The 24,527-nt window shown below is 63.6% G+C and carries 21 protein-coding genes; 15 read left to right on the forward strand and 6 right to left on the reverse strand.

Annotation, left to right across the window (positions count from 1 at the left end):
* Positions 1–36 precede the first annotated feature (36 nt).
* The 13 genes from Q6A48_RS18385 (at position 37) to Q6A48_RS18445 (ending at position 16,311) form a co-directional block, all read left to right on the forward strand.
* A complete protein-coding gene (locus Q6A48_RS18385; protein WP_304555625.1) occupies positions 37–825 on the forward strand; it encodes a YfaP family protein in 789 nt (262 codons plus the stop codon).
* 33 nt (positions 826–858) lie between these two features.
* Positions 859–2,568, forward strand: a complete 1,710-nt coding sequence (locus Q6A48_RS18390; RefSeq protein WP_304555626.1) for a DUF2138 domain-containing protein — start codon at positions 859–861, stop codon at positions 2,566–2,568.
* A gap of 8 nt (positions 2,569–2,576) precedes the next feature.
* On the forward strand, positions 2,577–3,215 hold the full coding sequence (locus tag Q6A48_RS18395) for a DUF1175 domain-containing protein (protein WP_304555627.1): 639 nt from the start codon (positions 2,577–2,579) through the stop codon (positions 3,213–3,215).
* Positions 3,212–7,780 carry an alpha-2-macroglobulin family protein gene (locus Q6A48_RS18400; protein ID WP_304555628.1) on the forward strand — a complete coding sequence of 1,523 codons (4,569 nt, stop codon included), beginning with the start codon at positions 3,212–3,214 and terminating at the stop codon, positions 7,778–7,780. The genes Q6A48_RS18395 and Q6A48_RS18400 overlap by 4 nt, the downstream gene beginning before the upstream one ends.
* A gap of 1 nt (position 7,781) precedes the next feature.
* Positions 7,782–9,401, forward strand: coding sequence for a DUF2300 domain-containing protein (locus Q6A48_RS18405; RefSeq protein ID WP_304555629.1), 1,620 nt, complete (start codon positions 7,782–7,784; stop codon positions 9,399–9,401).
* 3 nt (positions 9,402–9,404) lie between these two features.
* Positions 9,405–10,250 (forward strand): YfaP family protein, encoded by an 846-nt coding sequence (locus Q6A48_RS18410; RefSeq protein ID WP_304555630.1) that lies wholly within the window; start codon positions 9,405–9,407, stop codon positions 10,248–10,250.
* 398 nt (positions 10,251–10,648) lie between these two features.
* A complete protein-coding gene (locus Q6A48_RS18415) occupies positions 10,649–11,230 on the forward strand; it encodes a YjfI family protein (protein WP_304555631.1) in 582 nt (193 codons plus the stop codon).
* Positions 11,231–11,251: 21 nt separating this feature from the next.
* Entirely contained in the window at positions 11,252–11,950 is a 699-nt protein-coding gene (locus Q6A48_RS18420; protein ID WP_304555632.1) for a PspA/IM30 family protein, read from the forward strand.
* A 344-nt stretch (positions 11,951–12,294) separates the two neighbouring features.
* The gene (locus tag Q6A48_RS18425; protein WP_304555633.1) at positions 12,295–13,329 is read left to right on the forward strand and encodes an ion channel; all 1,035 of its coding nucleotides are present in this window, start codon (positions 12,295–12,297) and stop codon (positions 13,327–13,329) included.
* Complete coding sequence (locus tag Q6A48_RS18430; protein WP_304555634.1) at positions 13,316–13,981, forward strand: DUF2491 family protein; 666 nt, start codon at positions 13,316–13,318, stop codon at positions 13,979–13,981. The genes Q6A48_RS18425 and Q6A48_RS18430 overlap by 14 nt, the downstream gene beginning before the upstream one ends.
* A 15-nt stretch (positions 13,982–13,996) precedes the next feature.
* Positions 13,997–14,425, forward strand: coding sequence for a DUF350 domain-containing protein (locus Q6A48_RS18435; protein WP_304555635.1), 429 nt, complete (start codon positions 13,997–13,999; stop codon positions 14,423–14,425).
* An 18-nt stretch (positions 14,426–14,443) separates the two neighbouring features.
* The gene (locus Q6A48_RS18440) at positions 14,444–15,142 is read left to right on the forward strand and encodes a DUF1190 domain-containing protein (RefSeq protein ID WP_304555637.1); all 699 of its coding nucleotides are present in this window, start codon (positions 14,444–14,446) and stop codon (positions 15,140–15,142) included.
* An 11-nt stretch (positions 15,143–15,153) separates the two neighbouring features.
* Positions 15,154–16,311 carry a glutathionylspermidine synthase family protein gene (locus Q6A48_RS18445; protein WP_304555638.1) on the forward strand — a complete coding sequence of 386 codons (1,158 nt, stop codon included), beginning with the start codon at positions 15,154–15,156 and terminating at the stop codon, positions 16,309–16,311.
* Positions 16,312–16,463: 152 nt separating this feature from the next.
* Here the strand turns inward: Q6A48_RS18445 and Q6A48_RS18450 are convergent, their stop codons facing one another.
* The 6 genes from Q6A48_RS18450 to Q6A48_RS18475 form a co-directional block, all read right to left on the reverse strand.
* Positions 16,464–17,396: a phosphatidate cytidylyltransferase gene (locus Q6A48_RS18450; protein WP_304555639.1), complete on the reverse strand. Its 933-nt coding sequence runs from the start codon at positions 17,394–17,396 to the stop codon at positions 16,464–16,466.
* Position 17,397: 1 nt separating this feature from the next.
* Positions 17,398–18,018, reverse strand: coding sequence for a lysophospholipid acyltransferase family protein (locus tag Q6A48_RS18455; RefSeq protein ID WP_304555640.1), 621 nt, complete (start codon positions 18,016–18,018; stop codon positions 17,398–17,400).
* A gap of 174 nt (positions 18,019–18,192) precedes the next feature.
* A complete protein-coding gene (locus Q6A48_RS18460) occupies positions 18,193–18,648 on the reverse strand; it encodes a hypothetical protein (protein WP_304555641.1) in 456 nt (151 codons plus the stop codon).
* Complete coding sequence (locus Q6A48_RS18465) at positions 18,638–19,975, reverse strand: phosphatase PAP2/dual specificity phosphatase family protein (protein ID WP_304555642.1); 1,338 nt, start codon at positions 19,973–19,975, stop codon at positions 18,638–18,640. The genes Q6A48_RS18460 and Q6A48_RS18465 overlap by 11 nt, the downstream gene beginning before the upstream one ends.
* Entirely contained in the window at positions 19,975–21,732 is a 1,758-nt protein-coding gene (locus Q6A48_RS18470; RefSeq protein ID WP_304555643.1) for a bifunctional alpha/beta hydrolase/class I SAM-dependent methyltransferase, read from the reverse strand. Before Q6A48_RS18470 ends, Q6A48_RS18465 begins: the two co-directional genes overlap by 1 nt.
* Before the next feature lie 11 nt (positions 21,733–21,743).
* Positions 21,744–22,367 (reverse strand): CDP-alcohol phosphatidyltransferase family protein, encoded by a 624-nt coding sequence (locus Q6A48_RS18475; protein WP_304555663.1) that lies wholly within the window; start codon positions 22,365–22,367, stop codon positions 21,744–21,746.
* Between the two features lie 118 nt (positions 22,368–22,485).
* On the opposite strand from Q6A48_RS18475, the gene Q6A48_RS18480 reads away from it, so the two are divergent.
* Together Q6A48_RS18480 and Q6A48_RS18485 are read left to right on the forward strand one after the other, a co-directional pair.
* Complete coding sequence (locus Q6A48_RS18480) at positions 22,486–23,658, forward strand: hypothetical protein (RefSeq protein ID WP_304555644.1); 1,173 nt, start codon at positions 22,486–22,488, stop codon at positions 23,656–23,658.
* 459 nt (positions 23,659–24,117) lie between these two features.
* Positions 24,118–24,477, forward strand: coding sequence for a DUF6124 family protein (locus tag Q6A48_RS18485; RefSeq protein ID WP_304555645.1), 360 nt, complete (start codon positions 24,118–24,120; stop codon positions 24,475–24,477).
* Positions 24,478–24,527 lie beyond the last annotated feature (50 nt).

The following is a 24,527-nucleotide window of genomic DNA, read 5'->3' on the forward strand; positions in this document are numbered from 1 at the left end:
GGCGCCAGGTTGCGTTGTGCATGGCAGGAGGCATACATGCGTTCCCTTTCACTGTTGATCGCGTTGGTGGTCGCGCCCCTGGCGTGGGCGGAGCCTTCGGCGCAGATGTCCGAGCCGGTGGGCGGCTGGCGCTACAGTGGCCTGCTCGACCGCACCGAAAACCCCCAGGTCGCCTACCCCACGCCCCCCATCGACCGGGGCGTACAGCGCAACCGCACGATGATCGAAGGCCAGATCAAGGCCATGGGCACGATGCGCCAGCCCCACAGCCTGGCGGTCAACGGCAATCCCCTGAACCTCTACACCGACGACGAGGGGCGTTTCGCCCGGCCGTATGCGTTCGGCGCCGGTTCCAACAGCGTCGAGGTGCGCAGCTCCGAGGGCAAGTCCCTCAAGCGGGTGCAGTTCTACGAAGCCAACCACCTGCGCACGCCGGCGCAGATCCGCGTCGTGCTGGGCTGGGACGACCCCAAGGCCGAGCTGGACCTGCATATCGTCACACCGGACGGCCAACATGCGTTCTTCGGCCAGCCTGCGCTGAGCAATGGTGGCGGCCTGGACCCGGACGGCGTCGATGGCCCCGGCCCGGAAATGTTCACCATGACCGCGCCGATGCATGGCACCTACCTGGTCTACGTGAACTACTGGGGCAACTACGGCAGCGAAGGCTACAACTTCGACGAAGGCAGCAACCAGAACGAGGTGATTACCTCGCAGATCAACCTGGTGCTCAACGAAAACACCGTCGATGAAAAACGCGAGACCTTTGTCGTGCCCCTGCGCGCCATTGGCGATCTATTGCTGGTCAAGACTTTCAACTACTGATTCCGCTCCACGGATGAACAGGCCCTTGTGAATATGAGCGACAACACTGCTTCCCCGACCACTGCGACAGCTGTCGCCAAACCTGCGCGTCGCTGGCCGGCGTTGCTGATCGGGCTGTGCCTGGTGGCCGGTGTAGCCGCCGGGTTGGGCTGGTTCATGCACAAGCCCAAGGCACCGCCCACGGCGCTGGCCCTGGAGAAACTCGGCCTGGATCGTCCCGACGGCTTGCTCGAGGCCCATTCCCTGAGCCAGTTGCCCAAGGACCTGCTGGCGGTGCCGTTCCTCAAGGCCACGCTCACCGAGGACTTCGTCTTCTATTACGAGGCCCACGCCGACCGCCTCGGGCTGATCGGCAGCCTGCGCCGGATCATCTACGAACATGACCTCAAGCTGCAGGACAGCCTGATCGAGGAGCTGTTCGACCAACCCACCGATGTCGCGTTGTGGCGCGGTGCCGATGGTCGCCTCAAGGACTTCCTGCTGGTGATGGATCGCGGCGGCCTGGCCAAGGTGCTCGAACCGCTGGCCAAGGTCGCCCTGGACGATATGCAATTGAGCAAGCTCAGCGACCTGCGGGTCGGTGGCGACGATGTCGCGCTCTACCAGCTGTCCTACAACGCCAGCAAATCCCTGGTGTTCGCTTCCCATGGCGACAAGCTGGTGGTGCTATCCAACCCGTCCAAGCTCTACGACCCGGCCAACGGCCCCTCGCAAGAACATGGCAGCGTATCGACCACGGCGCTGGCGGCGCTGCTCAACGGCGACAAGCTGTTCCCCGAAGCCTTCGGCCTGCCGCCCAAGGCGCCGGAGGTCAAGCAACGCATTTCGGTCAACGCCAGCGTGCTTGCCATGGGCTACCAGCGATTCATCCCGAACTTCGCCGGGCTGCGCTTCGACATGGACGACAAGGGCTGGCACAGCTTCCTGGCCCTGGACGAGCAGGAAAACCAACCGGACTTCGACTTCAAGCCGATCTGGCAGGCCATGCCCATGGGCGCCAGCGCCTGCGTGGCCTTGCCCCTGGCGGCGGCAGCGCAGAAACCGCTGCTGGTGAAACTCGGCGCCGAGGAAAAAACCGCCCAGGCCATGGTCGGCCACGTGACCGGCGCGGCCGGCCTGTGCTGGTACGCCGATTCGCGGCTGTACACGCCCCTGCTGGTGGCGAGCCTGAACGAAGACGACGGCAAGCTCGACGCCGACCTGGGCAACCTGTTCGGCTCGATGGTCGGTGCCTACGAAAACAACGTCGCCGAACACGCCTTCCCGGTGGTCGAAAAGCAGGAAGGTTCGATGCACCAATGGCAGCGGCAGGTGAGTTCCAACTTCGGTCCGTACCTGGCCAAGGATTCGCTGCAGCCGGAGTCCATCACCGGCAAGGCGTTCATGCGGGTCAGCCTGGCGCGCCACGGTTCGACCCTGCTGTTTTCCCTCGACGACAAACTCGTGGACAAGGCCCTCGGCACCCTCGACAAGCGCTTCCCGCCGATGGCCGACGTGGTGCCCAAGGACCTGCTGATGCCGATCTACTTCGGCCCGGACTCGATCGCGCAGTTGATGCAGCACGAAACCCTCGACAGCCTGCCCCAGGACATGGAACCGGTGTTCTACAACGCCGCGCAGACCTACCTGATCCCGAAACTGCGCACCCTCGGCGGCTACGGCAAGTACGCCCTGACGTTGCCGGCCGGCAGCGAGCCTGACGGTCACTGGCAGTGGCTGCCGCTGGAATGGAAAGCGCTGTGACAGCACGGATGCGCAATCCCCGCGCCTGGACATTGCTGCTGGCGCTGCTGCTGGCTGGCCGGGCGCTTGCCGTCGAGGCGCCGGCGCTGGATGTGGAACAGTCCAAGGTCTTTCGCGCCTGGTTCGTGCGTATCGCCCAGGAGCAGTTGACCCGGGGCCCGAGCCCGCGCTGGTACCAGCAGGACTGTGCCGGGCTGGTGCGCTTCGCCGCCAACGAGGCGCTGAAGGTCCACGACGACAAGTGGCTGCGCAGCAATGGCCTGTCCAACCGCTACCTGCCGCCGGAACTGCCGTTGAGCGATGCCCAGCGCCGTCTCGCCCAGCAATGGCAGCAGGGCGGCGGCAAGGTCGGGCCCTACGTCAACGCCATCAAGCTGATCCAGTTCAACAGTCGCCTGGTGGGCCGCGATGTCGCCCGGGCCCGCCCCGGCGACCTGATGTTCTTCGACCAGGGCGATGACCAGCACCTGATGATCTGGATGGGCCGCTACATCGCCTATCACACCGGCACCACAACCCCTACCGACAACGGCATGCGCTCCGCAAGCCTGCAACAACTCATGAACTGGAAGGACACCCGATGGATACCCGACGCAGCCAACCCCAACTTCATCGGCGTCTATCGACTCAACTTTCTCTCCCAATGACCGGTGCCCGCATGCTGCGCTTGTGTTCGAAACTACCCCTGCTGTTTGCCTTGTTGCTGGCACCTGTCGTCAATGCCGAAGACACGGTGGAGCCCAGCGGCTACACGCCCGTGGCCGGCGAGAGCTTCTTCCTGCTGGCCGACAGCAGTTTCGCCAGCGATGAACAGGCCATGGTTCGCCTCGAAGCGCCGGGCCGCGACTATCGCCGGTTCCGCATGGAGCCCTATGGCGGCGCCGACATCCGCGTCTATCGCATCGACAAGCCACTGGACTTCCTCAAGCGCCAGAAGAACCTGCACCGTGTGGTCAGCGACGGCCAGTTCAAGGGCGAAGGCCTGTCGAACACCCTCGCGTACCTGTGGGACAACTGGTATCGCAAGTCCCGTCGGGTGATGCAGCGGGCGTTCTCCTACGAGTCTCGCCAGCAAGTGACCGAGGAAGTGCCGGAGCTGAAGATCGGCGACGCCCTGGTCGCGCCGACGCCGTACGACGCCCCGGCGCAGTTCGCCTTGATCCCGGGCCTGCCGGTGGTCAGCCAGTTCCGTTACCCGCTGTGGCAAGCCAAGCCGATCCAGCCGCCTGCCGGCGTCAACCTGGCCGGCTCGTCCAGTGAGTTCGTCAGCGTCGCCCCGGGCAACGTCTACGTGCCGCTGGGCCAGTTGAAGCCGGGCCTGTACCTGGTGGAAGCGCTGATCGGCAAGTACCGGGCAACCACCATGGTCTTCGTCTCCAACACCGTGGCGGTGAGCAAGATCGCCGGCGACGAGTTGCTGGTCTGGGCCGCACGCAAGCATGAAGGGCGCTCGGTGCCCAAGGTCAACGTGCTGTGGACCGATGGCCTGGGCGTGATGAGCAGCGGCGCCACCGATGAGGATGGCCTGCTGCGCCTCAAGCACGTGAGCCCGGAACGTTCGTTCGTCATTGGCGAGGACGAGGAGGGCGGGGTCTTCGTTTCGGAAAACTTCTACTACGACAGCGAAATCTACGACACCAAGCTCTATGCCTTCACCGACCGGCCGCTGTACCGGCCGGGGGATTGGGTGTCGCTGAAAATCGTTGGCCGTGAATTCAAGAACGCCCGTGATTCGGTGCAACCGACGGCCGCCGACGTCAACGTCAGCGTGCTGGACGCCACCGGCACCGCGCTGCAGACCCTGGCCCTGAAACTCGATTCCAAGGCCGGTACCCAGGGCCGTTTCCAACTGCCGGAAAACGCTGTCGCCGGCGGCTATGAACTGCGCTTCAGCTACAAGGACCAGCTCTACAGCAGTGCTTTCCGCGTAGCCGAATACATCAAGCCGCATTTCGAGATCGCCCTGAACCTGGCCAAGCAAGACTACCGCACGGGCGAACCGGTCAAGGGCAACCTCGTGTTGCTCTACCCGGACGGCAAGCCGGTGGTCAATGCCAAGGTCAGCCTGAGCCTGCGGGCCCAGCAACTGTCGATGGTGGACAACGAACTGCAATACCTGGGGCAATTCCCGGTGGAACTGACCAGCAGCGAAGTCACCACCGATGACAAGGGCAACGCGACCCTCGACCTGCCGGCCGCCGACAAGCCGAGCCGCTACACCCTCACGGTGTTCGCCAGCGATGGCGCGGCCTATCGGGTCAAGACCACCAAGGAAATCCTGATCGACCGTGGCGCCGCCAACTTCAGCCTGGGCGCTCGCCAGCGCTTCAGCGCCGTCGGCGAGAAAGTCGCGTTCAGCTACGCCAATGTGGGTGGCAGCGAGCAAAGCAAGGCCGTGACGCCGGGCAGCTATGCCTGGGTGCGCCTGGAAGACCAGAGCACTGGCGACGGCAAGCTGACGGCCAAGGACAAAGGCTTCAGCCTGACCTTCGACCGGCCCGGCACCTACAACCTGACGCTCAAGGACGACCACGGCCGGGTCATCGGCGCCACCGCCCATGCGGTCACGGGCGACGGCATCAAGGCGGTGCCGGGCACCGTCGAAATCGTCCTCGATAAAGCCGAGTACAAGACCGGCGACGAAGCTCTGGCGCTGATCACCTTCCCTGAACCGGTCAGCGATGCACTGCTGTCCCTGGAGCGGGACAAGGTCGAGGCCACGGCGCTGCTGTCCAAGGGCGGCGACTGGCTGAAGATGGAAAAGCTCAGCGAGACCCAATATCGCGCGCGCATCCCGGTCAAGGAGGCCTTCGCGCCGAACATGACGTTCTCGGTGCTCTACACCAAGGGCGGCCAGTACAGCTTCCAGAACGCCGGCCTCAAGGTGGCCACGCCACAGATCGACGTTGCCGTGAGCACCGACAAGGCCAGCTACCGGCCTGGCGACACGGTCACCGTGGACCTGAGCACCCAGTTCGCCGGCAAGGCGATCCCGGCGCACCTGACCGTCAGCGTGGTGGACGAAATGGTCTACGCCCTGCAACCGGAAGTGGCGCCGACCATCGACCAGTTCTTCTACCACCCGCGTCGCAACAACGTGCGCACCAGCGCCAGCCTGTCGTTCATCAGCTACGACGTGGCGTTGCCGGGCAGCCCTGGCGCACCGGGCAAGGCCAACCGCAGCGAGCGGGGCGTCAAAGTGCTGGAACGGCCGCGTCGTGAAGACGTCGACACCGCCGCCTGGCAGCCTGAGTTGGTCACCGATGCCAGCGGCAAGGCGCGCTTCACCTTCAAGATGCCGGACTCCCTGACCCGCTGGCGCATCACCGCCCGGGCCATCTCCGACGGCGGCCAGGTCGGCCAGAAGAAGCAATTCATCGCCTCGGAAAAACCGCTGTACCTGAAATGGAGCGGCCCGACCCGCTTCCGTACGGGCGACAAGCCGCAACTGGGGCTGTTCGCCTTCAGCCAGGCGGAGAAACCGTTGAAAGCCGAACTGCTGATCCGTTACGCCGGTGCTGAACAACGGCTGGCGGCGGAGCTCAAGAAAGGCATCAACTACGTGGCGCTGCCGGCCATGGAACTGGGCAACGGCGAACTGAGCGTCCAGCTGCAATTGAACGGCGAGACGCAAGACGCCCTGGCCGTGCGCCTGAATGCCACGGGCAGCGGTTGGCAAGTGACCCAGAGCCAGCGTGTCGACGTGGCGAGCGGCGATACCCCGCTGAACCTGCCGGCCGACGCCAGCGATATCCGCCTGCGCCTGGACGACAGCCCGCAAGCGCTGTTCCGTTCGGCCCTGGACGACCTGTTGGGCTACCCCTATGGCGGCGTCGAACAGACGGCCAGCCAATTGCTGCCGTTGAGCATCGCCTACCCGAGCCTGGCGTCGAGTCCCCAGACCCGTGACCGCTTGCGCCTGATCATGCAGAACAGTCGCCTACGCCTGGTGCAGATGGCCGGCCCGTCGGCGAGCTTCACCTGGTGGGGCCTGGACGGCGAGCCGGATGCGTTCCTGACCGCCTACGCCTATTACGCCGACTGGTACGCCAGCAAGGCCCTGGACATCAGCCTGCCGCCGGAACACTGGCAGCGCGTGCTGGACGTCTACGCCAAGCAGGCCGGTGATACGCCGCTGCTGCAGCGAGCCTTGATCCTGTCGTTCGCCAAGCAGATGCAACTGCCGGTGAACACCCTGCTCAGCGGCCTCATGGACGACCTGGCCAAAGCCAGCGGCGCTGGCGCCGACAGTGTGATGGACAGCGATGAAGACAGCCTGGTGATGAACGCACCGGACTCGGCCCTGGGCCTGGCGAGCGCCCGGGTATTGGCCGCATCCCTGGCCAAGCAACTGAAGATGCCGTTGCCAGAGGCGTTCAGTCGCCAGGCAGAAGCCGCGCAACAGCAACTGGCGGTCAGTTCCACGCCGTTTGCCGAAGCACTGGTCCTGTCGCAGCAAGCGTTCGACCCGGCTCGCGCCAAGGCGCTGCTGGAGCGTGTGCTGCCGCAACAGTCGACCCTGGAACGGGCCCTGGCCTTGAGCTGGCTGCAACGCAGCATCGAACAGGCCGCGCCAGCGGTCACCCTGACGCCGGGCGACGGTTGGAAAGCCCGCCAAGGCGCCACCGGTGAAACCTACTGGCAGTGGCAGGGCGCGCAGGTTCCGACCCAGCTAACCCTCAACGGCGCTCAGGAGCGTCCGCTGCAAGCGGCCCTGAGCTTCCAGAGCCAGCAAGCGCCCGTGGCGTCGATGGCCGTCTCGATCACCCGGCGCCTGTCGCGCCTGGTGCCGGGCGACGAAGCGTTCACCTTCAAGCTCGAACCGGTGGGCAACAAGCCGTTGTCCAGCGACAGCCTGTACCTGGATGAAGTGATCATTAACAGCAAGGCACCGACGCCGCTGCGCTACGGCATGCTCGAAGTGCCGCTGCCGCCGGGCGCCGATGTGGAGCGCACCACCTGGGGCATCCAGTTGGAGGGCAAGGCCGACAGCGAGCCGACGTCCCTGGAGAAAGCGCGCTTCGAACCGGGCCAGATGGCCTACGCGGTGCCGGTGGATGCCCTCAGCGGCGAACTGCGCCTGCGTCATCTGGTGCGCTTCTCCCAGAAGGGCCAGTTCAACCTGCCGCCGGTGCGCTTCACCCAGGTCTACGCACCGCAGAATCAGGCGCGGGAACAGAAGCCGGCGCTCGGTCAGGTTACGGTCAACTGACATGCGCAGGCGGCTGGCCTGGTGCCTGTTGTGCTTGATTCCTGCGCTGGCGACAGCGCAGGACGAGCCGTTGCGCCTGGCCTTCGATGGCGAGTTGCTGCGGGTCAGCCAGGCACAGGTGCTGGATCGCCAACCGCTGCCCGACACCTTGCAGGCACCGTTGGGCAGCCTGTGGAAACTGTTTGTCTACGCCTGGCTGGTGGACACCGATGCCCGCGAGCCGGCCTATGCCTGTCGCGGCGAATCGAAGGAAGAAGTCTATTGCTGCAGCGCCGGGCAGAGCATCGGTCGCGACCAGGCCCTGGTGAAGTCCTGCGGCTTGTACTTCGAGCCGCAGCGGCTCGGGCTTTCCGCCGCCCATTGGCGTGACTATTGGCAGTCGCGCCAGGCGCCGGCCTGGCTGCTGGACTTGCCGTCCCTGCAACCGCAAACCCAGGTGCCGGTCGCCGAACTGCTCAAGGCGCTGGCGACGCTGCCGGCCCAGGACCAGGCGCGCCGGGTGCTGCTGGACGTGGTGCTCAATGCGGCGGACGGGCGATTGGTGGGCGAGCTGGGCAGTCGCCTGCGGGTCAAGACCTGGAGCTGGCTGGGCGACCAGGGACCGGCGTCGCGCCAGGGCGGTTTTGCCGGTTGGCTGGTGGACGGCACGCCCGTCTGGGCCGGCGGCCGCGGCACCAGCCAACAGGTCCTGAAGGTCTATGGCGCGGGCTTGGCGGCGGCGCTGCCGTCACGCTGGCCGGCTGAAACCGGGCGCTGCGTGGAGGTGGGGCTGTTTGCCCGTTATCCGTTGCAGCGAGTGCTGTCCGGCGACCGCCCGGCCACGCCGGGTCAATTGCGGGGCGACTACCGGGTCGAGTTCGCCAACGGCAATCAGTTGGATATCCACAGCGACGGCGAGCTGTTCCTGACGTCCGGCAAGCTGGTGGCGCGACTGGATCGGGAGGAATACGTCGCCCGGGTCCTGCAACGCGAAGCCAAGGCCGAGCCCGCCGAAGCCGCCAAGGCATTGGCCGTGGCGATCCGCACCTACCTGTTGCAGAACGCCCAGCGTCACGGCGATTGCTTGAGCATCGACGACAGCAGTCACCGCCAGCGGGTCGCGCCACGGCCGGCGGCGCCGCAAACCCGGGCGATCGCAGCCTGGACCAGCGATCTGGTGCTGGCCGGTACCGATGTCACCTACCACTCGGACCAAGCCGGCCCGGACAAGTTGTCCTGGCTGCAAGCCGTCGAGCAGGCCACCGCCGGCCAGCGCTACGACGCCATCCTGCTGCACGCCTACCCCCGCGCCAGCCTCAGCCGCTGGGACAATCCGGTGGCGTCCTGCGAGGCGCTGCCCGCCGCCCAGGACTGGTTGCTGAAACAGCGGCGGGGCTGGCGCACACGGCTGGAAAGTGAAGTTGGCTACAACGAAATCGGCACGTTCGCCGTCTGCCGCGTCGCGTTCGGCCGGCCCTACGTCGATCGCGAGCGCCAGCGCATCTATGTGCGCGGCGTGCTGTCGCTGCAAGACCGCCTCGACCTGACACATGAATACCTGCACCTGGCCTTTGAAGCTCATCCCAATGGCCAGGACGAAGACTATATCGAAGGGCTCGCCCGTCACCTCTTGCTGGAATAGACCATGACACTCCGTTATCCACAGGTCCTGCTGTTGCTTTGCGCCCTGACCGCGTTGCCATCGGCCAATGCCGCCGACCCCGTCAAGCTCGACACCCCGATCGGCGGCTGGCGCAGCGGTGCGCCGGGCGGCGAAGGCGAGAATTACAGCCAGGTCGTCAATTACCCGGCCTCGTCGGTCAATACGCCCCAGGGGCAGGCTGCCACCGCACGCGTCACCGGCCAGATCAGCGCCACGCCCAAGGGTAACGGCGAGCCGGGCAAGCTCATCGTCAACGGCGTGAGCATGCCGCTCAAACTCGATGAGGAAGGTCGCTTCGACCGGCCGTTCTCGTTCCCCAATGGCAGCAACAGCGTCGAAGTGCGCAGCCCCGACGGCCAGCACCGCCATCGCACGCAGTTCCTCCACACCAGTGGCGGCGCCAGCCCGGCCAAGCTGCGGGTGCTGTTGACCTGGGACAGCGACGGCACCGACCTGGACCTGCACCTCGTCACCCCGGACGGCGCCCACATCTGGTACGGCGACCGCGTTGCCCCCAATGGCGCGGCCCTCGACATCGACGTCACCACCGGCTACGGCCCGGAAATCTTCTCGATGCCCGCGCCGATCAAGGGCCAGTACCTGGTCTACGTGAATTACTACGGCGGTGGTTATCGCCAGGTCGCCGACGAGGATGAAGGCGAAGAGGGTGGGGAAAGCGGGGCGGATGAAGCGGTGCAAGCCCTGACCACCGCGCAAGTGACGGTGATCACCGAAGAAGGCACGCCGAACGAAAAGATGGAGACGTTCGTGGTGCCGATGAGGGCGGTGGGCGAGCTGACGTTGGTCAAGAGCTTCAGTTATCCGTAAGGCCGCGGGCCTGGAGGTGCGGCTTCGCAGCCCAGCGGGAGCAAGCGCCCTCGCCACGATGATGGCCGGGCTGGGTAGATCATTTGTGGTAGGCCATTTCGGAAATTGATCAAAACCCTGTGGGAGCGAGCCTGCTCGCGAAGGGGCCCTTCCAGACACCATCGATGATGACTGACCACCGCTATCGCGAGCAGGCTCGCTCCCACAGGTTCATCCGTTGCACCAAAAAAAATCTCACGCGTGAGCTATTGAGCGTTGTGAGAGTTACCTGTAGTGTTTCTCACGCGTGAGTTTTTCACAGTGGGGTCAGTACCATGCCAGACAGCTCTCCAGCAGAACCGGCGAGCCGCGACGCTGAGCGCTCCAAGCCTGCCGCGAAGAAACCCTCGAGCTTCTACATGAAGCAGATGCGTGCGGGCCTGAGTGCCGCCGGGTATGTGAAACACGAAACTTGGGTGCTTCCTGAAAACCGGAGCCTGCTCAAGCAGATGGAGAAACAGCTACGCCAGCCGATTCTGGCCGGTTCAATCATGTCGGAGGATTACATGAGCGCAGGTAACAACTGGAACATCGATCGCCTCTACAGCGCCTTGCAGGCACTGGACGAAGTGGTTGCCAACGAAATCACCCTCTCCCTCGTCCAGGGCTCCGAGTCCAGCATCAAGCTGGAGATGAACGACTTTGGCGGCCTGCCTATCTACATCGCGGTGGTGGGCGACCAGATCATCGTCGATACCGTCCTGGTGGACATCGAGTCGATCAACGACGTGCCGGCCTTCAACGACGCGGTCCTGCGCAGCCGGGAGATGTTCCCGCTGTCCTCGATCGGCATCGAGACCATGCCCAACGGGCAGGTCGTCTACAACATGTTCGGTGCGTTGAGCGCGGGGTCCAACCTGACCAACGTCGTCACCGAGGTCAAGACCCTGGTCGACAACGTCCAGCGTGCCAGCGAAGCCTTCGAACGCTTCTTCATCTAATTCGCCGACAGGAACCATCCAATGACTCAGTCCATCTGGAGCAAATTGTTCACCGCGCTGCGTGGCGGTGCCAACGAAGTCGGCGAATCGATCGTCGATCAACAGGCCTTGCGCATCCTCGACCAGGAAATCCGCGACGCCGACACCGCGCTGGCCAACGCCCGGCGCGAGCTGGTCACCATCATGGCCAAGCACAAGCTGTCGACCGACCGTGTCGGCGAATACAACGCCAAGATCAAGGACCTGGAATCCAAGGCCCTGGCCGCGATCCAGGCCAACCGCGAAGACCTGGCGCTGGAAGTGGCCGAGGCCATCTCGACCCTGACCAGCGAACTGGAAGTCGAGCAGAAGCAGGCGACCGAATTCGGTGGCTACGCCGAGAACATGCGCAAGGACATCACCAAGGCCGAGAGCCGGATCAAGAGCCTGCGCCAGCAAGTGGACATGGCCAAGGCTCGCGAAAGCGTGCAGAAGGCCCAGGTCAGCGCGTCCATCGCCAGCGGTGGCGCCAATGGCAAGCTGGAAACCGCCGTCGGTACGCTGAACCGCCTGCAAGCCAAGCAACAGCAGCGGGCGGCAGAGCTGCAGGCCCAGGACGAACTGGCCGACGCCTCCAGCGGCACCGACCTTGAGCGCAAGCTTCGCGAAGCCGGCATCACGCCGAACGAGGGTAGCGCCAACGCGATCCTGGAACGGCTGAAGAAAAAATCGGCTGAGTGATCTGCTCAGGCTGATCAAATCAGCCAGGCACAGATCCTGTGGCGAGGGGATTTATCCCCGCTGGGCTGCGAAGCAGCCCCAATAGCAGCGAGCTAACCCAATTGACACACCGAGGTGTCAGGTTTCAGGGTGCGCTTCGCGCCCCAGCGGGGATAAATCCCCTCGCCACAGGGTTTGTGTCTGGCTTCAAGTTGTGTGCTGTTTCCTGGCAACTCCAGGATTTATTGTCACCCAAGTACTGTTTTCCATGCCCCGCAGCAGGTTTAATGCTGCCCGGTAACCGCGCGAAAGCCCCCAGCGCGATGACGTCGCCAGGAACCAAGCCCCACGGAGTCAGGGACACGATGTCGATTTTCCTCTTGTTGCGCGCCTACGCGTCGTCCTTCTTCCACCGCTTCGGCTGGGCCGGACTGGTCATCGCCCTGGGCGTGCACCTCGCCACGGCCTGGATCGGCCTGGTGCTCTTGGGCGAGCAACACCTCATCGCCGCCGCCACGTTTATCTACTTCTATCTCACCACCACGCTCACCGTCGGCTATGGCGACCTGTTGCCACAGACATCCGCCGGGCGAATTTTCGTGGCGGCCTGGATCATGCTCGGCGGCATTGCGCTGCTCACGGCAGCCATCGGCAAGACCACCAGCAGCGTCATTGATGTATGGAGAAAAGGCATGAAGGGCAAGGGCGATTACACCGGTACGGTCGGGCACACGGTGCTCATCGGTTGGGAAGGGGCCTCCAGCGAGCGGGTCATCGAGTTGCTGTTGCAGGACGAAACGTCCAACGACAACCTGATCGTCATCTGCGATTGCGACCTCGAAGAAAACCCCATGCCCGGCCAGGCGGCGTTCATCAAGGGTGAGAGCCTGTCCTCCGTCGCGCTGTTGCGGCGCGCCGGCGTGCCCGGTGCCGAGCGTGTCCTGGTGCGGACCCACTCTGACGACCTGACCCTCGCCACCGTGCTGGCGGTCAACCAACTGGGCCCGGCCGGGCATGTGGTCGCTCACTTCAACGACAGCGAAATCGCCGCCCTCGCCAGCGCCTACGCGCCGAGCCTGGAATGCACGTCGAGCATGGCGATCGAGATGCTGGTGCGCGCCTCCCAGGATCCGGGCTCCTCGGTGATCATCAATGAGCTGCTGTGCGTGGGCCAAGGCGCCACCCAGTACCTGATGAAGCTGCCCGAACGCTTTGAAGCCACCTTTGGCGAGCTGTACACGCGGATGAAAGAGCAACATAACGCTACGCTGATCGGTTATCGCGCCATCGGTGCCCAGCACCCGTCGATCAACCCGCCGGGCACCACGCGCGTCGAGGGCGGCGAACTCTTCTACATTGCCTCCACACGTCTCAAGGACATCTCCAATGGGATGGTTTAAACAGTTGATGGGGCTCGAAGCCCCTAACGCAAAGAACAGCCCTGCCGGTGCGAGCCTGCCGGCCAACGGGCCGCTGGGCCTGGCCTCCGGCAAGGGCGTCATGTTCGACAGTTCGCTGAAGTTGCTGCTCGACGGCAACAGCGCCGTGATCATCCCCGGCTCGCAGGAAATCTGGAGCATGGGCGTCGTCGACCTGGGCCAGTCCAACTGGCTGGCGCGCTTCTACATGAACGACGAGGACTACTGGCTGCAAGTGCACACCAGTGGCGCGGTGGACGGGCAGGTCGAATCGGTGATCCTGTTCAACTACCTGAGCTACGTCACCGTCAGCAGCGAAGCGGAACTGCGCCGGCTGGCCGGCCCCCAGAGCTCGATCGGCCTGCCGACCTACACCCATGACGGCGTCGAATACACCCGCGGATGGGGCACCGAGGACGGCCAGACCGAACTGGTGGGGTTGAGCGAGCGCGTGAGCAATCCGCAAGAGTCCTACACCGTCGAGCACCGTTCGATGCTGTACGCCCGCGACACCGGCCTGACGGATCGTCGCGAGTTCCTGCTGTTCTCCGTCGAGGAGGACGCCGAAGGAACGGTCAGCCTGAGTACTTCGCTGGGCATCTCGCTGTACACCACCGACCTGCACACCATTTGAATAAGGAACACGTCCATGTTTGAAGCACTCTCCATTTCTCTGAACAAGGCCGCCGTGTTCGGCTTCGTTCTGTACATCCTCGGCGCCGCCGTGTTGTTCGCGCTGTTCCAGTTCATCTACATCCACGTCACCCCGCACAAGGAATTCGAACTGATCCGTTCGGGCAACGTGGCCGCCGCCATCGCCCTGGGCGGCGCGATCATCGGCTTCGCCATCCCGGCCAGCAACGTGATTGCCTACTCGGTCAGCCTGCTGGACTTCGTCGTGTGGGCGGTGATCGCCGCGGTCGTCCAGTTGCTGGCCTTCCTGGTGACCAGCCTGGTGCTCAGGGGCGCTTCGGCGCGCATCCAGCAGGGTGAAATCGCCGCGGGTATCTACATCGCGGCGGTGGCCATCGGCGTCGGCATGTTGAACGCCGCGTGCATGACGCCTTCCCCGAACTGATCGCGCCAGGAGACCCCGATGAAACGAAGCAAGTACGTTCAGCTTTCGCTGGCCGCGTCGGTCGCCATGGCGATCTCCGGTTGCGGGCCCACGGAAAAAACCTATCAGTTGCAGAAAAAGTACAACTTCCAGTCGGTGCAGCAATGCGTCGATGAAAAGCTGCCGGTGGATGTCTGCTCCGACGCGTTCATGAACGCCATGGCCGAGCATCGCCGCATTGCGCCGGTGTACGACAACCGCGCCGATTGTGATGCCGACTTCGTCGCCGACTGGTGCCAGCTGGACTCCAACGGCAAGTTCATCCCCAAGCTGGGCGGTTTCGAGTTGAGCGCCGATGGCGAGGTCACGCAATCCCAGGTGGATGCGGCCAGGGCCCAATTGCCGGCCTCGGAAGCGAACAGCGGTGGCTCGGGCTTCAGCAACCTGCTCACCGGCCTGCTGATCGGCAACATGCTGAGCAGCAACCGCAACAGCTACTACTCCGAACCGGTTTACCGCTACCGCGACGATCGTGGCGACTACGGGTCCTCGACCCTGGCCCAGCGGGTGTCGAAAGGCTCGACCTTCACCAAGTCCAACCAGGCGCGCTACGGCAGCTACACCGATTCGATCCGCAACAGCAAGCCGATTTCCGTGGCCTCATCCACCTCCCGTGGCGGCTTCGGCAGCAAGGCCAGCGCCCGCAGCGGTTGGGGCGGTTCGAGTTCCGGCGGCTGAGGGCGAGGGCCATGAAGAAAATCCATTGCGCCGAGCGGCATGACTGGAGACAGACGGCCGAGCGCCTCGGCTTTCTGTTCCACACCATCGACGGCGAACCCTACTGGGACGAGAGCGCGTACTACCAGTTCACGCTCAAGCAGATCGAGAACGATCTCGAAGACCCCACCACCGAGCTCCATGACCTGTGCATGGACCTCGTCGCCCGCGTGGTGCAGAGCGAGGAAATGCTCGAACGCCTGAGCATTCCCCCGGCTTATTTCGACCTGGTCCGCACCTCATGGCTCGAAGGCCATCCGCACCTGTACGGGCGCATGGATTTTTCCTACGACGGCAAGGGCCCGGCCAAGCTGCTGGAACTCAACTACGACACGCCCACCAGCCTCTACGAAGCGGCGGCGTTCCAATGGGGCTGGCTGGAACAGTGCATCGAGCGCGGCCTGCTGCCCGGGCATGTCGACCAGTTCAACAGCATCGACACCAAGCTGCACCAGGCGTTTGCCCAGTTGCAGCTCACGCAGCCGTTCTACTTCGCCTCGATGAAGGATTCGGTCGAAGACAAAGGCACCACCGATTACTTGCGCCTGATCGCGGAAACCGTCGGCATCGAGTCGCGGCACATCGACATCGAGGACATCGGCCTGAACAGCGAGGGCCGTTTCGTCGACCTGCAAGAACGCTGGATTCCCCACCTGTTCAAGCTGCACGCCTGGGAGTTCATCTTCCACGAGCCCTTCGGCGAAGCGATTGCCCAGAGCGACACGCAGTTCTTCGAACCGGCCTGGAAATCGATCATCTCCAACAAGGGTATCCTGCCGTTGCTATGGGAATTCAACAAAGGCCACCCGAACCTGCTCGAAGCCCACCTGGATACCGACACGAGCAAAGCGGTGCCCAAGGGCTGGGTGCGCAAGCCGTTCTTCTCCCGGGAAGGTGCCAACATCGAACTGCAAACCGCCGATGGCCTGATGGTAAAAGAAGATGGCCCCTACACCGACGCGCCGTTCATCCTCCAGCGACTCGCGCCGCTGCCGCGCTTCGGCGACAGCTACACGCTGATCGGTTCCTGGGTCATCGGCGACCAGGCGGCCGGCATTGGCGTGCGGGAAGACAACAGCCTGATCACCAAGGATTCGAGCCGGTTCTTGCCGCATTTGATTCTGGATTGATTGGCCTGCACACCTGTGGATTAAACACCGCCCCCCTGTGGGAGCGAGCTTGCTCGCGATAGCGGTCGATCAGCCAACATCGATGTTGACTGACCTGGCCCTATCGCGAGCAAGCTCGCTCCCACAGGTTGGGTGTTCGCCGAGGACTTTCCTCAGGTCCACCAGTACCGCACCAAATGAAAGAAGATCGGCGCGGCGAAACACACCGAGTCCAGCCGATCGAGCATGCCGCCGTGGCCTTCGATCATGTGGCCCCAATCCTTGACCCCGCGGTCGCGCTTGATCGCCGACATGACGATGCCGCCGGCGAACCCCAGCAGGTTGATCAGCAACGCGATCAGGAACGACTGCCAAGGGTTGAACGGCGTGATCCACCACAGCGCGCCGCCGATCAGCGAAGCGAGGAAAATCCCGCCGGCAAAGCCTTCGACGGTTTTCGAGGGTGACAGGTTGGGGGCGATCTTGTGCTTGCCGAACAACTTGCCGCACACGTACTGCAACACATCCGACAGTTGCACCACGATCACCAGGTACGCAATCAGCAACAGGTTGCGGCCTTCGAAGCCGGCGATGTCCAGGGTCAGCAGTGCCGGCACGAACGAGATGCAGAACACCGCGATCATCAACCCCCACTGCACCTTGGAGGCGCGCTCCAGGAAGTGCGTGCTGTCGCCGCCCAACGACGCCAGGATCGGCAGCAGCAGGAACACATACACCGGGATGAAGATCGAGAACAGCCCGTACCAGTCGTAGTAGATCAGCAGGTATTGCAACGGCAGCGCCAGGTAGAACGCGGCCACCAGCGCCGGATAATCGCTGCGCCGGGTTGGCGTGAGGGTGAGGAACTCGCGCAGGGCGTAGAACGACACGGCGTAGAACAACAGGATCACTGCCGCATTGCCGAGCCAGAACGCAATGCCGATCACCAGCACCATGATCCACCAGGCGTTGATCCGCGCATTGAGGTTGTCGATGACCGAGTTCGGCGCGCCTCGGGTCCGCAGCTTGAGAATGAAACCGATCAGCGAAGCCAGCACCAGGATGGCGCCAATCCCGCTGAACAACATCACGGTGTATCGATCCATGTCAGACGTGCTCCGGGGCCAGTGCCAGCAGGGCGGCACGGCTGCGTTCAAGAAATTGTTCCTTGCTTTCACCTTCTTCGATGCTCAGCGGCGCACCGAAACTGGTGGTGCACAACAGCGGCAGCGGCAGCATCCGGCCCTTGGGCATGACCCGGTTGAGGTTGGCGATCCAGACCGGGATCACCTCGACCTCGGGATGGCTTTTCATCAAGTGGTAGATGCCGCTCTTGAAGGGCAGCAAGCCTTCCTCCGGGTTGCGGGTGCCTTCGGGAAAGATGATCAGCGAGTCGCCGTTCTCCAGGGCTTCGAGCATCGGCTGCAAGGGGTTGTAGGACGGGTCCTTGCGCTCGCGGTCCACCAGCACGCCGTTGAACACCCGGTTGATGATGTAGCGGCGCAATGGGCTTTTCTGCCAGTAGTCGGAACCGGCCACGGGCCGGGTGAGCTGGCGCAGCGCCGGCGGCAGGGAGGCCCAGAGCAGCACGAAATCGCCGTGGCTGCTGTGGTTGGCGAAGTAGATCCGCTGCACCGGCCGCGGCGCGCTGCCGAGCCACAGGCTGCGGGCGCCGGTGACCATCCGGGCGGCGGAGGTGATGAGGTTGGCGACCACGGGTTCGAACATGAGGATTCCTTGTCCTGAGAAACATAAGCATAACGGTGGCGAGGGGATTTATCCCCGCTGGGCTGCGTAGCAGCCCCAAACCAGGCAACTCGGTGTGCCAGGAAGATTGAGTGAACTGCTTTAGGGCTGCTGCGCAGCCCAGCGGGGATAAATCCCCTCGCCACAAAAAACGATCTAGAGGCTTGAAGCTAGCCAGGGACTGGCCAGGATGAAGCCCAGCACCAAGACCACTTGCACGGCCAGCAGCAGCGATTGCCTGCGCAGCAACCGCAGGGCGCCGAGGCTGCGTTCGTCCCAGGGCCGTCCAGCACGCGCCGGCGGTTGCAGGCCGAGGGATTCGAGCGCCTGGTCCAGCGCCTGGGTGCGTTCGGCCAACGGTTGACGGTCGTCGGCCACGCGTTGGAACAGATCGGCATCGAACGCCACGCGCAATGCCCAGTATTTTTGCAACACGCCGAGGCTGAACAGCGCGATGCTGAACAGCAGCAGCCACGGGTTGACGGTGCCCAGCAGCCATTGCCCCAGCCCCAGCAGCGCGGCCAACAGGGTCAGCCCGGTGGAGAATTGGTCCAGGCAATGACCCCGGCGCAGCAGGCTCGCCACGGTGTGCAATTGCAGGTCACTGCTCATGGGCGGCGCCTTTGCGTAGCGGCTCCAGCGCCTGGCGGTGCGCCTGATGCAGCACGATGTGCGGGCGAACGCGCTGGAGCTGCACGATCGCGGCGTCCACGTTGGCCGCGCGGCCGCTGTGCAGCAACCAGGCGATCACCGCCGTGGCGCTGCGCGAATAACCCAGGGCGCAGCAGACCAGCACAGGCCCGTGCCGGCGCAGGCTGTCGATGGCCTGCGCGGCCTCCAGGCATTGTTCGGTGGTCGGCGCCGTGAGGTCGAGCACCGGCAGCGAGCGATAGGCGATGGCGTGGCTGTCCATGGACAATTCGGCGCACAGGTCGAGCACCCCGGCAAACGCGCTGTCCTGCAATTCCAAGGGGGTAGGGATGCGCCCCAGCCAGACGTTGTCGGTCACGTGGTCCGGCTGCGGATGCTGGCGCGTCCACCCACGGGAATTGACCCATGCCGCCGCCAGGTAAGGCGCCAGCAACCAGCGCACCGCCGGGCTCAAGCGGCCATCGGCGCGCTTCTGGAAACCGTCGGCGCCGAACAGCAGGTAATTCAGCGCCACCATCAACAGCGCCACCGCCGGCCAGACCAGCCACAGCCATGCCCCACCCCAGGCGAACGCCGGGACGAACAGCGCCGCCGCACCCACGCCATAACGCAAGGCCAAGCGTCGGCGCGCCGGGTCGCTCGTCAGCCGCGCGCTTTGCAGCGGGCTCGGCCGGTCCAGCGGCCACAGCCAGACACACAGCCAGCCGGCCAATGCGCCCGTGGGCACGTCGACGAAGTGATGCTGGTAAGTGGTCAGCACCGACACGCCGATCAACGCGAACCAGCCGTGCATCAGCCAACGCCAGGCACCCTGCAAGTGCCGCTGGTAGCAGACCCAGAGAATCACCAGCAAGGCGATGTGCAGCGATGGCGCCTGGTTGAACGGCTTGTCGAAACCGGCCAGCACGTCGAACAGCCAGCCGAACACCCCGTCCATTTCCGGCCGGGGGAAGGTGAAACGCAACGGCCAGATCAGAAAGCAACTGACGGCGATCGCCTGCGCCGTGAGCAGGCGCAAGGCGTGGCGCTTGAGTTCGGCGCGGCTGGTGGGCAGCAACAGCGACACGCCGTAAAGCAGGTCGATCGACCAATAGGGCACGATGGTCCAGGCCAGGAACGGCATGTGGCTTTCCCAGCCGAACACCAGGCTGCCGACGTCGTCACGCTGGGAGGTCACCCAGGTGGCGAAGCCGTACGTGCTGAAGAACAGCGGGGCGAGCAACAGCAGCCAGCACACCGCCGGTTTCAGCAGGGCGGGCTCGCGGGGCGGGGCGATGACGGCGCTCATCACTGCACGCGCTGAGCCAGCGAAACGCTGAAGATGCCCCACTCATCGACCCGCAGGGTGATCTTGCGGAAACCCGCCGCTTCCACCAATTGGTCCATCTCGGCCTGGCTGCGCCGACGCATCACCCAGGCCTGGCCGGCGCGGTGGCTGGTGAGGGCGCGGGCGATCAGTTCCAATTGCGGGTGCCACGGCTGGCCGGTGTAGACCAGGAAACCACCGGGCTCCACCGCCTCGGCCAGGCCGGCGAGCGAACCGCCGACCAGCTGGTTGTCGGCAAACAGCTCGTACAGCCCGGACACCACGGCAAGGGTCGGTTTCGGTTCCAGCGCGGCCAGGTCCTGGCGGTCGAAGGCATCGCCCTTGACGAATCGGGCGATGTCGCCCAGGCCCTTCTCAACGATCAGCGCATTGCCGTCGCGCACGTTGATGTCGCTGTAGTCGCGCAGCAGGATCGATTCCGGCAACGGGTCGACGCCTCGCAGCGCTTCGAGGATGTAGCGGCCATGGCCGGCGGCGATGTCGACGATGCGCACGTCGCGTTGTGCCTCGCGCAACTTGCCCATCGCCAGGCGCAGCAACTCCTCGACGTGCAACTTGCGCTGGCGAATGCCGCGCCAGCCGATGGAGTTCAGGTAGTTCTGGTCGATCATCCGGCCGATCGGCGAGGTGCCGGTCGGACGATTGCGGTACACGTAGTCCAGGGTGCTGCCGGAGTCGAACCCGGTGTCGAAGCCCAGCTTCACCCCGGCCGACAGCTTGCTGCCCAAGCGCATGCTGGCGCGGGTCATGCGCCAGTACAGGTCGCGTGGCGAGTTGTGGGGCAGGGGCGTCGCCAAGGCTTCGGACTCGGCGCAGGTCGCGCCCAGGCGATCGGCGTCCAGCAGGGACGGGCGGTCCAGGGCACGGGCGAAATTCTGCAGGATGAAGCGGCGCGCGCTGGCAATGGCGGGCGCACGGTTTTTCTCGCCCAGGGTGTCGTGGAAGAACCCCGGCAGGATGTGTTTTTCCTTGTGCACGGTGCCCAGCCGTTCGAAGAACTGCTCCTGGGGTTTGCGGTGCACCACGAAGTCGGAACCGGAGATCAGCAACTGCGTCGGCACCTGGATCGCCTGGGCGTCGGCCACCACGCGGTCGGCGGCTTCGTACAGGCCCAGCAGCACGTTCACCGAAATCGCCTTGGTGATCAGCGGATCGCTGTCGTAGGACGCCACCCGCTCCGGGTCATGGCTGAGGAACTTGGCCTTGACGTAGCTGTTAACGAAGAAGTTGCCGCGAAACTTGCGCATCAGCGCCAGCCCCGGACGGGCGAACGGCACGTAGAGCTTGACCTTGAACGCCGGCGAGGCCAGCACCAGCGAACGAATGCGCGGCGCGTAGTCGTGGACCCAGGTGGACGCGATCACCGCACCGACGCTCTGGGCGACCACGGCAATGTTCTGCTCGTCGATCTGGTGCGTCGCGCCGATGTGGTCGCAGAAGGTCTGCACATCCCGCGCGCTGGTGGCGAAGCTCGGGCTGTCGCCCCGGGCGCCGGGCGACTGGCCGTGGCCCCGTGCGTCCCAGGCGAAAAACTCGAAGCCGGGCAGGTCCAGCTCATCCACCAGGTGCGCGATGCGCCCGGAGTGTTCATGCCCGCGGTGGAACAACAGCACGGCCTTGCGGGGTTCACCCGGTTCCGCGGCCACGGCCGGCCAGTGCCGGTAGAACAATTCCACGCCGTCGTGGGTGGTGAATGTCCGGTCTTGAGCTTCGCGCATTGCAAGTTCCTTTATGCTGAGGGAGCGTTTTCCTTCACTTGGTCCAGGCCATGACGAACCCGATTGACCAAGGTATAAACCAGCAGGGCGGCAACCACCGCCATCACACCATTGACCCACGCCGCGCCGAGCCAGCCCAGCGCAATGCCGGTCGCCAGCACGCCCAGCACAAAGGCCCGGTCGCTTTTCCCCATGGGCCCGTCATAGCGCCGCGAAGCCCCGACCATCGCCCCCAGCACGCCGGCGTATTCACTGAACAACGCCAACAGCGTGACCGACAACACCAGCAACAGGCTGGCATCGGGTAGCAGGGCGAAAGGCAGGATCAGGGCAGCGTCGGCGATGATATCGCATAGCTCATTGAGGTAGGCGCCCAGATGCGATTGCTGGCCAAACTCCCGCGCCAGCATGCCATCCACGGCATTCAACGCCATGCGCAGGAACATCCAGATCGGCACCAGCACGAAGATCCACGGATGGCTGGCGAACCATGCGATCACCACGCCGACCAGCACCGAAACGACGCCGGCGAGCACCGTGACCTGGTTGGCGGTGACGCCGTTGTCGTAAAGGCGTTGAACCAAGGGGCGCAGCAGGTTTTGGAAAGCGGGTTTGAGTTGGTAGATGGAGGGCATCGGGGTGAGGTCTCGCCGGTTGCGGGGCTGGGCTTTTACAGGTGCGAGATTACGATAGGTTGAGGGTTTGCTGGCGGGTATTTCTTGAGAATGAGCGCGGGTAGGCATTCAAGACGCAATGAGTCGCCAGATTTCGGTGGTGCATGAGATGTCATCCAGTCGACGTGGTTTGTTTGAATGCGTTGGCTCACCTAAGCTGAATTTTCCTGGACATGCGCCAAGTGCCTTAACGCACCATGCGGCCATCCGGCTTGCGGCACCGCTCAGCAGCCAGGGGGAGGAAAGGATGCCAAACGTGCTCGTGGTGATCTGGGACTTCGATACGCGCAGATTACGAATCCCGGTCAGGGATAGCCTTGTCCACATACACAACAGGATTAGAGCCCTGGAGCACATGGCGACAACAGTATTCGCCGCTAATGTCGTCCAGCATCAATTGGATTACTGTCTGGCCGTCGCCCCCGAATACTTCTTTTCCAAGGAAAAACCTGTTTCGTTTCTTTCGGAAGAAGAAAAGGAAATCATCCGGGCTACATGGGTGGATGTCTCAAATAGAAACCCGACGCTGATACTGGTCCCCGGTACGACACTGTGGTCCAAATCAATGGTGCGACCCGATTCCAGGATGTTGAAAAGGGAGACGGGGGAGTTGAAACCCTTGGGGCAGGCCAGGGATATCAACAAGGATAAATATGGTGAGGAAATGGACGCGGTGGTGGACGAAATACCGCAGGGGGACCGCCTGAACAAGGGGATTTATGGCGATTACGCACGGTCTACGAAAACGGTCATCACCAACATGGCATCAAGAGGCGCGAGGGCCGCACATGGAATCGTCAGGAATACCGGCTTCATCATCTGGCAAGGAAACGTTTTTTATCAGCATAAACGCTACCCCAACATAGGAGACGAAGGGCTGGAGGAGTTGTATGGGGCGGAGTTATGGTTCGACAAGATATTCATGCCGGGCGGTTATCGAGAAACCCCTGCTGTTCATGGGCTGCAAGTTGCTTTGGAAATATGCGCAGAACACTTTGTGGGCGCAACGATCCTGCATAAGAACAACGTACTGGATTTTCATGTCCTGGTCTCGGCCAGCATCGCGCTCGACAAAAAACGCGTGGGTGTAAAGCTCGGAGGGTATGTCGTTCACGCTGATTCGAATGGCAGCTCAGTGTACCGACGTGAAGGCATGGATTTGGTTCGACTCCAAGCCATCGATCAAAGACCCGTAAACTTGATGGGCGTTGCAGCCGGGGGCGCCAGGAGTTTTGTTTGCGCGATTGCGTAGACCGAGCCGGATCACGCCCATCAACCAACAGATTCACCGCCATAGCAGACATCCGCACCCCACGCTGTGGGAGCGAGCCTGCTCGCGATAGCGGCTCATCAGCCACCTCCGGCCAGCTGTTTATCGTGATACCACGAAACCAGCCCCGACCGACATCGCCTTGCGCCATTGCCTACAACTACGCCAGAATCCGCCGGCTTGTGCGTCTTTGGCCGCGTCGGTAGTTTGAGTCCTGTCACTGAGCATCAGTGATCGGGTTTAGTCGCCCGTCTCAACCTAAGGCGTACCAGGTCCCCGTCGGACAGGCTGTTCTGTTCCTGTATTGATGGTGGCTGTGCGCAGGGCGCCCTCGGGCGCGCCGGGATTCTTAGGTTCACCGGTCGACTAACCTGCGCACAGCTGCCGCCCTCTCGTTTAGTCGCGAGGTGGTTGCAGCATCACTTACAGGAACCTAAGTCGATGGCAAAAATTACACCAAACCCCCCAACCGCAGATGAGCATGTATCTCGCGCTCAGTCTGCTCGTAACAATAAGCTTGATGAAGCTGCCAACCGGGCGTTGGATTACTACCTGAAGCCTACGCCGAAGAGCGAAACGTCTGACAAGCCCAACACCATTTTCCGTATCGCGCCGGATATTGATTCGGAATGTCTGCTGGCCAACCTCAGTGAAAACTTGGCTTCGGCCAATGCCATGATCAGTGATTTGGCGTTTGATCTTGAGGGATCGCGACGGCGTGTTGCGATGGGGATTTTGCAGGTGATTGAGGTGAGTGAATTGTTGGCGAATCGGGCTTTGGATATTGTTGAGGTGAGGTAGCAAGGGGTATCGCTTACCCCTGGTATGAAAAAAGGGTCTTGCTTGGCAAG

The organism is Pseudomonas citrullilanati (genome assembly GCF_030580855.1).
In the GTDB taxonomy this organism is placed as follows: Bacteria; Pseudomonadota; Gammaproteobacteria; order Pseudomonadales; family Pseudomonadaceae; genus Aquipseudomonas; species Aquipseudomonas citrulli.